Origin of the sequence: Vogesella indigofera (assembly GCF_003633895.1) — a bacterium.
Classification (GTDB): domain Bacteria; phylum Pseudomonadota; class Gammaproteobacteria; order Burkholderiales; family Chromobacteriaceae; genus Vogesella; species Vogesella indigofera.
The window spans coordinates 214,335-226,482 of sequence record NZ_RBID01000013.1; the positions used below are offsets into that span (position 1 = coordinate 214,335).

General features: G+C 65.5%; 10 protein-coding genes. 5 read left to right on the forward strand and 5 right to left on the reverse strand.

Annotated elements, in window-relative coordinates:
* Positions 1 to 22 precede the first annotated feature (22 nt).
* The 3 genes from C8E02_RS07150 to bioB form a co-directional block, all read right to left on the reverse strand.
* Positions 23 to 2,752, reverse strand: coding sequence for a bifunctional diguanylate cyclase/phosphodiesterase (locus tag C8E02_RS07150; protein ID WP_245961095.1), 2,730 nt, complete (start codon positions 2,750 to 2,752; stop codon positions 23 to 25).
* Between the two features lie 240 nt (positions 2,753 to 2,992).
* Positions 2,993 to 4,144 (reverse strand): 8-amino-7-oxononanoate synthase, encoded by a 1,152-nt coding sequence (bioF, locus tag C8E02_RS07155; RefSeq protein WP_120810254.1) that lies wholly within the window; start codon positions 4,142 to 4,144, stop codon positions 2,993 to 2,995.
* Between the two features lie 83 nt (positions 4,145 to 4,227).
* Complete coding sequence (gene bioB / locus C8E02_RS07160) at positions 4,228 to 5,211, reverse strand: biotin synthase BioB (RefSeq protein ID WP_120810255.1); 984 nt, start codon at positions 5,209 to 5,211, stop codon at positions 4,228 to 4,230.
* A 60-nt stretch (positions 5,212 to 5,271) separates the two neighbouring features.
* Between bioB and C8E02_RS07165 the strand changes: the two genes are divergently transcribed.
* The 3 genes from C8E02_RS07165 to C8E02_RS07175 are packed head-to-tail and all read left to right on the forward strand — an operon-like array spanning position 5,272 to position 7,386.
* Positions 5,272 to 5,991, forward strand: coding sequence for a ComF family protein (locus C8E02_RS07165; protein ID WP_120810256.1), 720 nt, complete (start codon positions 5,272 to 5,274; stop codon positions 5,989 to 5,991).
* 38 nt (positions 5,992 to 6,029) lie between these two features.
* Complete coding sequence (gene trmL, locus C8E02_RS07170; protein WP_047965962.1) at positions 6,030 to 6,494, forward strand: tRNA (uridine(34)/cytosine(34)/5-carboxymethylaminomethyluridine(34)-2'-O)-methyltransferase TrmL; 465 nt, start codon at positions 6,030 to 6,032, stop codon at positions 6,492 to 6,494.
* A gap of 40 nt (positions 6,495 to 6,534) precedes the next feature.
* A complete protein-coding gene (locus C8E02_RS07175; protein WP_047965894.1) occupies positions 6,535 to 7,386 on the forward strand; it encodes a septal ring lytic transglycosylase RlpA family protein in 852 nt (283 codons plus the stop codon).
* Positions 7,387 to 7,443: 57 nt separating this feature from the next.
* Here C8E02_RS07175 and pdxR read toward each other — a convergent pair whose 3' ends face one another.
* Positions 7,444 to 8,970, reverse strand: a complete 1,527-nt coding sequence (gene pdxR / locus C8E02_RS07180; RefSeq protein ID WP_120810257.1) for a MocR-like pyridoxine biosynthesis transcription factor PdxR — start codon at positions 8,968 to 8,970, stop codon at positions 7,444 to 7,446.
* A gap of 197 nt (positions 8,971 to 9,167) precedes the next feature.
* Here pdxR and gabP point away from each other — a divergent pair, with 197 nt between their 5' ends.
* Positions 9,168 to 10,571 (forward strand): GABA permease, encoded by a 1,404-nt coding sequence (gabP, locus tag C8E02_RS07185; protein ID WP_120810258.1) that lies wholly within the window; start codon positions 9,168 to 9,170, stop codon positions 10,569 to 10,571.
* A gap of 181 nt (positions 10,572 to 10,752) precedes the next feature.
* On the opposite strand, the gene yihA is transcribed toward gabP, so the two are convergent.
* On the reverse strand, positions 10,753 to 11,400 hold the full coding sequence (gene yihA, locus C8E02_RS07190) for a ribosome biogenesis GTP-binding protein YihA/YsxC (RefSeq protein WP_120810259.1): 648 nt from the start codon (positions 11,398 to 11,400) through the stop codon (positions 10,753 to 10,755).
* A 91-nt stretch (positions 11,401 to 11,491) separates the two neighbouring features.
* Between yihA and C8E02_RS07195 the strand changes: the two genes are divergently transcribed.
* Positions 11,492 to 12,109: a c-type cytochrome gene (locus C8E02_RS07195; RefSeq protein ID WP_047965890.1), complete on the forward strand. Its 618-nt coding sequence runs from the start codon at positions 11,492 to 11,494 to the stop codon at positions 12,107 to 12,109.
* The last annotated feature ends 39 nt before the right edge of the window (positions 12,110 to 12,148 follow it).

The window sequence follows — 12,148 nt, forward strand, 5'->3', positions numbered from 1 at the left end:
CGAGAAAGAAAGCCCGTTGCACTCATGCCAGCGACGGCAGCAAACCGTCGCCGGCGTGAGCCAGCTCCTGCTGCATGCCGGCCAGCCGCGACCAGTCCAGCTCCGCCGCCGGTGCCGGCCGGGCAAAGTAGTAGCCCTGCAGCCGCGGGCAGCCGAGCTGGCGCAAGGTCTGCACCTGCAGCATGGTTTCCACCCCTTCCGCCACCACGTCCAGCCCCAGCGCCGCCGCCAGCGCCAGGATGGCGCGCACGATGGCGGAGGATTCCTCGTGGCAGTGGATGTCGCGCACGAAGGCCTGGTCGATCTTGAGCACGTCGAAGTGGTAGCGGTGCAGGTAGGACAGCGCCGAGTAGCCGGTGCCGAAGTCGTCCAGCGCGAGGCAGATGCCGCGCTCCTTCAGCTGCCGCATCACCTCGATCGCAACGTCCGGCACGTCGATCAGCGCGCTTTCGGTGATTTCCAGGTGCAGCGTGCCCACCGGCAGCGCGTGCCGCTGCATCAGCTCCTGCAGCCAGCCGACCAGCCCCGGATCGTGGAAGTGCGCCGAGGACAGGTTGATGTGCAGGCACACCGCGTGGTCGATACGGCCGCTGCCATACCACTGCGCCAGCTGCGCGCAGGCGTGCTCGATCATGTAGCGGTCCAGCTTCAGGATCAGGCCGCTTTCCTCCGCCATCGGCAGGAACACCCCCGGCGCGATCAGGCCGCGCTGCGGGTGGTGCCAGCGCACCAGCGTCTCGAAGCCGGCCAGTTTGCCGCTGTGGCTGTCCACGATCGCCTGGTAGTAGGGCACCAGTTCGTGGCGGTTTTCCAGCGCGTGGCGCAGCTCGGCCTCCAGTGCCAGCTGGTCGGCCTGGTTGCGGCGAAGCTCGTGATTGAACAGGGTGTAGCCGTGGCGGCCGCGCTGCTTGGTGCGGTACATCGCGTGGTCGGCGTCGCGCAGCAGGTCTTCCGCGCGCGAGTAGTGTTCCTTGTCGGCCAGCACCAGGCCGACACTGACGGTGGTGAACAGCTCGCGCCCGGACAGCATGATCGGACGCTCGAACTCGCCGACCAGGCTCTGCGCCAGCCGCTCGCACTCTTCCAGCGAGTCGACGCCGGACAGCAGCACCGCGAACTCGTCGCCGCCGAGACGGGCCAGGAAATCGGCATAGCCGAGGCAGCTGCGGATGCGTTGCCCGGCCTCGGTGAGCAGGTGGTCGCCCGCAAGATGACCGAGGGTGTCGTTGACCAGCTTGAAGCGGTCAAGGTCGATGAACACCACCGCGAAACGCTGCGTCGGATCGAGCTGGAACTGGTCCCAGTTGCGCTTCAGCACGCGCGAGAAATAGCTGCGGTTGGGCAGCTTGGTCAGCGGATCGTGCAGGCTGTCGTGCTGCAGCTGGGCGTTGACGGCATCCAGCTCGTTGGTGCGCTCCAGTACGCGCTGTTCCAGGTCGGCATAGGCGCGCTGCAGGTCGTCCAGCGCCTGCACCCGCGCCAGCGCGCTGCCGATGTGGTTGGCGACGAACTCCAGCAGTTCCTGGTCGCGGTAGGAGTAGCGCACGCTCGGCTCGTAGCTCTGCACCGCCAGCACACCGCGCAGTTCGTTGCCGCTGTACAGCGGCACCCCCAGCCAGCTGACCGGCACCGCGATGTCGTGATCGTCGCTGGCCAGCAGCACATGGCCGCTGGCTTCGGCCAGCAGCAGCGGGCGGCCGCTGTGCAGCACCTGTTCCAGCAGGCCGCGCCCGGGGCGCTGTGGCAGCGGATCGGTCAGGTACAGGTCGGAACAATAGGGAAAGCTCAGCTCGTTGCGCTCGCTGTCGTGCAGGCACACCATGCAGTTGCTGGCGTCGATGAACTCGGACAGCAACCTGTGCAGGCCGACGAAGAAGGCCTCCATCGACAGGCTGGTATTGGAGATGTCGCCGATGCGGAACAGCACGCTCTGCAGCTGCTCGGTGCGCTTGCGCTCGGCCACCTCGGCGTGCAGGCGGATGTTGATGCCTTCCAGCTCGGCGGTGCGCAGCCATACCTTGCGCTCCAGCTCGGCGCGGTGCGCCAGCCGGTCCAGCGCGCTGGCGATATGGTGGGCGATGAACAGGAAGGCGCTCTGCGCCGCGTCATCGAAGCGCTGGTGCACGTCGTAGCTCTGCACCACCACCGCGCCGACCACCTTGCTGGCGGCATCAAGCAGCGGCACCCCCATCCACCACGACGGCATCAGCCCGGACATCACCACGCCGTGTTGCCGGCACAGCTTGTCGATCTCGGCGCCCGACAACAACATGAAGGAGTGCTGGCGGCACAGCCAGGCGGTCAGCGACGGCGTCTGTCCGCCGCAGGGAAACACCTCGTCCGGCCGCGGCGGCCGCGGCTCCATCACGTCGGCGAAATAGGGAAAGCGCAGCACGCTGCCGCCCTCGTCCAGCAACGCGATATAGAAGTTGTCGGCCGGCATCAGCCGGCTCACCGCGCGGTGCAGCCGGCGCAGGAAGTGCTCGACATTCTGCGACTCGTTGGCGAGGCGGTTGATGTCGAGCAGGGTATGGTGGGTGACGCGCGCCGCGCTCAGGTCATTGCTGAGGCTGGCGCTGGTCAGGTGTCCGGTCAGCAGCAGCGCCAGCTGCGCGGTGCGCTCGCTGGCGGCGCAGCCATGCCAGAACAGGAAGCCGAGCGGCTGCGCGTGGCTGCCCAGTACCTGGCAGCAGACGGCAGCATCCAGCGGCGGGTGCGGGACACCCGCCTGCGGCGTCGGCAGGGCGGACACATCCCCCCGCTGCGCTAGGCAGCGCCACCCCTCACCCAGCTTTCCCCAAACGCTCGCCCCGAGCGGCAGCTGCCAGCAGAACAGGAAATCCAGGGCAGCTTCGGCGGCTTCTTCGGGCGAAAACAGAATATCAGCCGTGCTATTCATACGATTTTGGTTGAGCCCACTACGCGGCCACGCATCGCAACCGCGATTTTATTGTTATAGGGCACACCGGACAGGGCAACGGCAGTGGCCGGGTCAGCGCAACAGCCTGACCAGCGCCTGTGCCAGTTGTGAAACGTCCTGCCCGGAATGCGCCGCCGACAGCGACACGCGCAAGCGCGCGGTTCCTGCCGGCACCGTGGGAGGCCTGATGGCGGGAACCCAGATCCCCGAATCCTGTAAATCCCCTGCCATCTGCACGGCAGCCTCGTTGCCGCCAATAATAATCGCTTGAATTGGCATACGGGAAGAGCATAACCGGAAAGAAGTTTCCATCAGCGCAGCACGCAATGCCGAAATATGCTCTTGTAATAGCAGGCGACGCCACGATTCCTGCTCGATCAGCTGCAAACTGGCCAGCACCGCTGCCGCCTGCGCCGGCGGGTGCGCGGTGGTGAAGATATAGGTGCGCGCACGGTTGACCAGCCAGTCGATCAGCTGGCGGCTGCCGGCGACAAAGGCGCCGGCCACCCCGGCAGCCTTGCCCAGCGTGGCCATGTACACCACGCGCGGGTGCTGCAACGCGTGCTCGACCAGCGCGCCGCGACCGTTGCCGAGGATGCCGAAGCCGTGCGCGTCGTCGAGATACAACCATGCGTCATAGCGTTCCGCCAGCTGCAGCAGCTCTGCCAGCGGCGCTTCGTCGCCTTCCATGCTGTACACCGCATCCACCACGATCAGCCGCGACGCCGCTGGCGTGTTTTGCAACAACTGCGCCAGGTGCGCCAGATCGTTGTGGCGAAAGCGCTTGAATTCGGCGCGCGACAGCTGGCAGGCGTCGTTGAGCGAGGCGTGGTTGAGCTTGTCGGCGAAGATGGCATCGCCGCGGCCGACCAGGCTGCTGACCACGCCAAGGTTGGCCGCATAGCCGGAGCCGAACAGCAGCGCCGCCTCGCAGCCGACGAATTCGGCCAGTGCCTCCTCCGCCTGCTGCTGGATGGCGAAGTGCCCCGCCACCAGCGCCGAGGCGCCGCTGCCGACGCCCCACGCCTCGATCGCCTCGCGCATCGCCGCCTTCAGCGCCGGATGATTGGCGAGGCCCAGATAGTCGTTGCTGGCGAAGGCCAGATAGTCGCGGCCGCCGATGCTGACGCGCGGCCCCTGCGGGCTGTCCAGTACCGCGCGCTGGCGCAGGCGGTGTTCGGCCTGCAGTTGCGACAGCGCGCCGGCGAGTTGATCGGGACGCATGCGGCCAACCTTTCCTTGTTCGATTGGTGAAAAAAAAGCACCCGCCGGCGGCAAGGTGCTTTTCGATGATGCCATGAGGCAGTTTACAGCGGCTGCAGGCCCAGCTTGTCCATCAGCGCGCGGTCGGCGTCGACGTCCGGGTTGCCGGTGGTCAGCAGCTTGTCGCCGTAGAAGATGGAGTTGGCGCCGGCGAGGAAGCACAGCGCCTGCATCGCTTCCGGCATCTCGCGGCGGCCGGCGGACAGGCGGATATAGCTCTTCGGCAGCGTCAGCCGCGCCACGGCGATGGTACGCACGAACTCGGTCCAGTCCAGCGACTCGGCACCGTCCAGCGGTGTGCCGGTCACCTGCACCAGGTTGTTGACCGGCACCGATTCCGGCTGCGGGTCGAGGTTGGCCAGCTGCAGGATCAGCCCGGCGCGCTGCTCGCGGGTCTCGTTGAGGCCGACGATACCGCCACAGCATACCGACAGCCCGGCGCCACGCACCTTGCCCAGCGTGGCCAGGCGGTCTTCGTAGTCACGGGTCTGGATGATGTCGGCGTACTTGTCCGGCGCGGTGTCCAGATTGTGGTTGTAGTAGTCGAGGCCGGCGTCCTTCAGCTTCTCGGCCTGGCCGTCCTTCAGCAGGCCGAAGGTGGCACAGGTCTGCAGGCCCAGCGCCTTCACCCGCTGCACCATGTCCAGCGTCTTTTCCAGGTCGGCATCCTTCGGACCGCGCCAGGCGGCGCCCATGCAGAAGCGGCCGGCACCGTTGGCCTTGGCGTGACGGGCGGCGTCCACCACCTCGTCCACCGTCATCATCGGCTGGTTTTCCACCGCCGTTTCATGGTGTACCGACTGCGGGCAGTAGCCGCAGTCCTCCGGACAGCCGCCGGTCTTGATCGACACCAGCGTCGACAGCTGCACGCGGCTGGGGTCGAAGTGCTGGCGATGGACTTCCGCGGCACGGAACACCAGCTCCATGAACGGCAGGTCGTACAGCGCCTCGATTTCCTGCTGGCTCCACAGCGCGGATTCGGGGTGCAGGGTGGCGGGACGCTGGAATTGGATGGTGGCCTGGGTCATGGTGGGCTATCGTCACTGTCTGAGAGTCAAAACTGGGCGAATCTTGCGCGAGGGCCGACCATGCTGTCAAACGTGATTGCGGCATTGCTTAACAACTGCCTTGTTTTTGAGCAGCACTGCCAGCTGTGCGGCCAACGTCCGTGTGCCAGCGGCGTCTGCGCTGCCTGTGTCGCGGCGCTGGCACCACCCGCCGCGACGCGCTGCCCGGTATGCGCCGCGGCGGCGGCCAGTAGCCTGGTGCCCTGCGGCCATTGCCTGCGCGCCGCGCCGGCATTTGCGCACCTGCACGCCGCCTACGGCTACGACTACCCGCTGGACGGCCTGATCGGCGCCTGCAAATACGGCCGCCAGCCGGCGCTGCAGGGCGCGCTCGCCAGCCTGTTGCGGCAGCAGCTGCAAAGCACCCCGCAGCGGCCGGAAATCGACCTGGTGGTCGCGGTGCCGCTGGCGCCGGCACGGCTGGCGGAACGCGGTTTTAACCTGCCGGATGCCCTGGCGCAGGCAGTCGCTGCTACAATCGGCGGCCGCATCGCCTACGACTTGTGTGTGCGCAAACGCAACACTGCGCCGCAGGCCGCGCTCGACCGCCGCCAGCGGCTACGCAATGTGCGCGATGCTTTTTGCGTAAAGCGCCGCTGTGACGGGCTTTCCATCGCCATCGTCGATGACGTCGCCACCACCGGCGCCACCCTCGATGCGCTGGCCAAAGCGCTGCAAAAAGCGGGCGCAAAACGGGTCGAAGCCTGGGTGCTTGCCAGGGCCTCCGACCACAAAATTTGACCAACCTGTTGATTTACCGGATTATTCACCCCGCAACGATGTTTACTGTTGTTCTCTACCAGCCGGAAATACCGCCCAATACGGGCAATATTATTCGACTCTGTGCCAACACCGGCTGTGAACTGCACTTGGTCAAACCGCTGGGTTTTCCGCTCGAAGACGCCAAACTGAAACGCGCCGGACTCGACTATCACGAGTACGCCCGCATGGTGGTTCACGAGAACTGGGAAGCCTGTCTGGCCCACCTTGGCCCGCGCCGCATCTTCGCGGCCACCACCAAGGGCGCCACGCGGCACGACCGCATCGCCTTCCAACCCGGCGATGTTTTGCTGTTCGGACCTGAATCACGCGGCTTGCCCCAGGAAGTACTGGACAGTCTCCCGACTGACCAGCGGGTGCGGTTGCCGATGCGGGCCGAATCACGCAGTCTCAATCTCTCTAACGCTGTCGCTGTCCTCGTGTTCGAGGCCTGGCGTCAACACGGTTTTGCCGGAGGGATCTGAGCCAGTTCACTGAGTTGGCGCAACAGCATAGGAGAGGTTCATGCGACCTTTTTACCGATGGCTGTGGCTTGCGTTCATCAGTGCTGTACTGGTGGCCTGTACCACCGTCAGACCGGCAACTGCCACCCAGACAGCCAAGGTCACGACCAAAAAATCGCCTGCCAACACAGGCGCCTACTTTCAGAATGACGGCCCGGGCAGCAACATCCCGGTTAACCTGGACCTGGTTCCGGACGCCGTTCCCCAGGCAGAACCGCTGATCGCTGCGGCCAACCTGCCCTACACTGCCCTGGGCATGAGCTTCCGCCCGGACAAGAGCGCCAAGCCTTACCGCAAGACCGGCCGCGCCTCCTGGTACGGCAAACAGTTCCACGGTCGCAAGACCAGCTCTGGCGAACGCTACGACATGTTCGCGATGACCGCGGCGCATCCGACGCTGCCGATCCCGAGCTATGCCCGCGTCACCAATGTCAGCAATGGCGAATCGGTGATCGTGCGCATAAATGACCGCGGCCCGTTCCACAAGAGCCGGCTGATGGACCTCAGCTACGCCGCCGCCCACCGCCTGGGCTACGTGAACCGCGGCTCGGCCGAGGTGCTGATCGAGCGCGTGTTCCCGGTCAAGGGTAGCGAGCGCATCGCCACCAAGCCGCCTGCGATGCAGGCTGCCGCCAGCGATCCGCTGTACCTGCAGCTGGGCAACTTCTCGCGGCTGGCCCGTGCCGAGGCCGAGCTGAAAAAGCTGCTGGCCGACGACAGCCTGCACGACGACAAGCTGGCCATCGTCAATCACGAGGGCATCTACAGCATCCGCATGGGCCCGTTCCAGGGCGACCACGAAGCGCTGGCCGTCGCCAATGCGCTCAGCGTGGCACCGGTGATCACCCGCTAAGCCCGCTGTACCTGCCCCAGCACCGCCTGCCTACCTCCGCGTAGCCAGGCGGTTTTTTCATGGTGCCGGTGCCAGGCCGATGCCGGCCGCCTTGATCACCGCGGCCAGGGTGGCGAAGTGGCCGGCGATATCCTGCTCGTGCACGTGGGCATAGCCCAGCAGCAGGCCCTGCTGCGCCGGCGCCACGCCGCGGTAATAGGCACTCAGCGGCCGGGTGAGGATGCCCTGCTTCAACGCGGCCTCGGCAATGGCGTGATCGTCGCAGCCATCGGGCAGGCCCAGCACCAGATGCAGGCCGGCGGCGCCGTCATGGATCGGCAGCCGCGCGCCAAAATGCGCGGCGATCGCCGCCAGCAGCGTCTCGCGCCGTAGTGCATAGAGATGGCGCATGCGGCGGATGTGCGACACGAAGTGGCCCTCGGCGATGAAATCCGCCAGCACCGCCTGCGTCAGGTACTGCCCGCCGCGGAACATCTCCGACAGCCCGGTCTGGAAGCTGGCGACCAGCGCCTCCGGCACCACCATGTAGGCCAGCCGCAGCCCCGGATAGATCACCTTGGAAAAGGTGGCCAGATAGATGACGCGGCCGTGGCGGTCCAGGCCCTGCAGCGATGGCAGCGGCGAGCGGCCATAGCGGAATTCGCTGTCGTAGTCGTCCTCCACGATCCAGCAGTGATTGCGCCGCGCATAGGCCAGCAAGCGCCGCCGCCGTGCCAGGCTCATCACCGCGCCCAGCGGATACTGGTGTGACGGCGACACGTAGATCAGCTTCGGCGCCCCCAGCCGCGCGCCCTCCTCCACCTGCAGGCCGTCACCGTCGACCGCCACCGGCTGCGTGTCGAGCCCGCTGCTGCGCCACACGCTGTGCACGCCCCAGTAACCCGGATTTTCCACCCACGCGCTATCGCCGACATCGCCCAGCAGCAGCGCGATCAGCTGCAGCGCCGCGTGCGAGCCGTTGGTGACGATGATCTGTTCCGGGGTGCAGATCACGCCGCGCGAGCTGCGCAGGTAGTCGGCCAGCGCGCTGCGCAGCGCCGGCAGGCCGGGGCCGACGGAGTAGGTCAGCAGGTCCGGCTGCGGCTTGCGCCACTGGCGGTTGTGCAGCCGCATCCAGGTGCGCGACGGAAAGGTGCGCACCTCCGGCACCCCCGGCATGAAGGCGCCCCACTGCTTCTCGCCGGCACCGGCCTGCGCCACCAGCTGCGTGCCGCGCCGCGAAATCTCGGCCAGGCTGTCGGCGCCGCCCCTGGCCGCCACCGGCTCGCGCCCGGGCAGGCGCTCCGGTCCGGTATCCAGCACGAAGGTGCCGCGGCCAACCCCGGCCGCCAGATAGCCCTCCACCACCAGCCGTTCGTAGACGTGGATCACGGTGTTGCGCGCGATGCCCAGCTCCTGCGCCAGTTGCCGCGACGACGGCAGCCGTAGCCCCGGCGGCAGCACCTCCTGCAGGATGCCGTCGCGCAGCAGGCGGTACAGCTGCAGGGTGTTGGATTCGGCGCTGTCGCGGCGGAAGTGCTGCAGCAGCAGGTCGGCCAGCATTTGCTGCAGCGCGATCTGGGAGGGGGAGGACGGGGACGCCATGGCAGGAAACCGCGCAGATTGGTTCTATTAAAAAAACAGGATTGGGTCTAATTTTATCACCAATCAGCGCTTACACTGCCGCCGGCTTTTGCTTGCAACAACAATCGCGGCTGCCCTGCACTCCCCAGCAACCCAATAACGGTATCGGCGCGTCCGCGCACGGTCACCAGGCAGCCGCCAACGGAGAATCTGATCCAATGAGTGCTTCATCCCCAGGACTGAGCCACGGGCTCAAGGAACGTCACGTCACCATGTTGTCCATCGCCGGCGTGATCGGCGCCGGCCTGTTTGTCGGCTCCGGCCACGCCATTGCCGAAGCCGGCCCGGCGGTGCTGATCGCCTACGCCATCGCCGGCCTGCTGGTGATCCTGGTCATGCGCATGCTCGGTGAAATGGCGGTCGCCTCGCCGGACACCGGCTCGTTTTCCACCTACGCCGACCGCGCCATCGGCCACTGGGCCGGTTACCTGATCGGCTGGCTGTACTGGTGGTTCTGGGTACTGGTCATTCCACTGGAAGCCACCGCCGCCGCCACCATCCTGCACACCTGGTTTGCCGGCGTGCCGCTGTGGGCGTTTGCGCTGGGCATCACCGTGCTGCTGACCATCACCAACCTGTTCAGCGTCAAGAACTACGGCGAGTTCGAATTCTGGTTCGCGCTGGTCAAGGTGGTCGCCATCATCGCCTTCCTGGCCATTGCCGCCGCCGCCATCATGGGCCTGATTCCGGGCAGCCAGACCAGTGGCGTGTCCAACCTGTTCGCCCACGGCGGCTTCATGCCCAACGGCTTCGGCGCGGTGCTGGGTGCGATGCTGACCACCATGTTCACCTTCCTCGGCACCGAGATCGTCACCATCGCCGCCGCCGAATCCGACAACCCGCAGCAGCAGATCACCAAGGCCACCAACTCGGTGGTATGGCGTATCAGCCTGTTCTACCTCGGTTCGATCTTCGTGGTGACCTCGCTGGTGGCGTGGAACGACCCGCAGTTGGCCGCACTGGGCTCCTACCAGCGCACGCTGGAGCTGATCGGCATTCCCAACGCCAAGGCCATCGTTGACGTGGTGGTGCTGATCTCGGTGGCCAGCTGCCTGAACTCGGCGCTGTATACCGCCTCGCGCATGCTGTACTCGCTGTCCACCCGTCGCGACGCGATGCAGGTGTTCAATAAGACCGCCAGCAACGGCACGCCGCAAAACGCGGTGCTGGGTTCGATGGTGGTGGGCTTCATGATGGTGATCGCCAACTATCTGGTACCGGAAGCGGTGTTCAACGTGCTGCTGGCCACCTCCGGCGCCATCGCCCTGCTGGTTTACATGGCGATCGCCATCTCCCAGCTGCGCATGCGTCAGCGCATGATTGCCCGCGGCGAAACCCCGGCCTTCAAGATGTGGCTGTTCCCGTGGCTGACCTGGGCGGTGATCCTGTTCATCGCCGCGGTACTGGTGCTCATGGCCTTCCGCCACGATCACCAGATCGAAGTGCTGAGCACCGCCGTACTGACCGTGCTGCTGCTGCTCGTCGGCTGGGTCCGCTCGCGCCTGCTGGGTACCGACTGGCGCCACAGCAGCACCGCGCTGGCTGCGGCCAACGCTGGCTGAGCCCGCATCACACCCGAATACCCTGGCTGTCTGCTTGCCCGCCTCTGGCGGGCTTTTTTTCGTGCTGCGGCCACCGCGCGGGCAAGAAAAAACCCCGGCACAGGCCGGGGTCAATACCTTTGCAGGCTCCTGCTCAGGGAGGTGAAGCAGGAAGGTGTGAACACCTGCTTACTTTGACGGCTTACTCGGGCAAAGTTCCGGCGGCACCGTGATTTTCTTCGCCACCGAAGTCGTCCTCCGCCACCGCGGCGAACCAGTCCTGCACCTGCTGCTCGACTTCGGCGGTACCGGTCTTCTTCGAGCTGGAGAACAGCTGGATGCTGATTTGCGGGTAGTCATGCAGTTCTTTTTTGACCGAGGCCAAGACTTTCTGCTGCTCCTGACGCGATAATTTGTCGGCTTTGGACAACAGGATGTGCACCGGACGGTTGGTCTCGCTGAAAAACTCGATCATCTTCCAGTCCAGATCGCGCAGCGGCCGGCGCGAATCCATGATCAGCAACAGGCCGATCAGGCTGGTACGCGACTGCAGGTACTGCCCCAGCAGCGCCACCCAGTGGGCGCGCACCGCCTCCGGCACTTCGGCGTAGCCGTAGCCGGGCAGGTCGACCAGGTAGCGTTCCTGGCCCAGGTCGAAGAAATTGATATGCTGCGTCCGCCCCGGCGTCTTGGACACGAAGGCCAGGCGGGTGCGGTTGCACAGGGTATTGATGGCGCTGGACTTGCCGGCATTGGAGCGCCCGACAAAGGCGATCTCGGCACGGGTCGGCGGCAAATCCTTAAGATGATTTACGGTGGTAAAGAAGCGGGCGTTCTGAAAGATCGTCATAGTAGTAAGTGTAAAGTCAGTTGGTATAGAATAGCAGGTTTGAAATTGCCACCTTTACAGATATTTACGCAATCTCTCTCGAGGAGTGACCATGAAACGTAAGATGCTGTTGGCGATCGCTGCCGCTACCCTCGCCGGTAGCGCACTGGCCGCCACCCCAGCTGTGACCCGTGGCGATGTCGCCAAAGGCAAAGTAATTGCCGAGCAAGTGTGTGCCGCCTGTCACGGTGCGGACGGCAACAGCGTGGCCTCCGCCAACCCGTCGCTGGCTGGCCAGCACGCCAAATACCTGGAAAGCCAGCTCAAGGCCTTCAAGAGTGGCGAACGCAAGAACCCGATCATGCTGGGCATGGCTTCCAGCCTGTCCGACGCCGACATGAAAAACGTGGCCGAGTACTTCAGCGAACAGAAGCTGAAAGCACGCCAGGCCAACGACAAGGCACTGCTGCCAGCCGGCCAGAAGCTGTACAAGGCCGGTAACCCGGTGACCCGCGTTCCGGCCTGTATGGCCTGCCACGGTGCCGCCGGCAAGGGCTTCCCGGCGCAGTACCCGGCGCTGGGCAGCCAGCACGCCGCCTACATCGTCAAACAGCTGAATGATTTCAAGGCTGGCACGGATCGCAAGAACTCGATCATGGCCGATGTGGCCATGCGCATGTCTGATGCCGACATGAAAGCGGTAGCAGAATACATTTCCGGCCTGCGTTAAGCGCAACTTTTTGCTGCTGTCACGTTCCAAAGGGGGGCC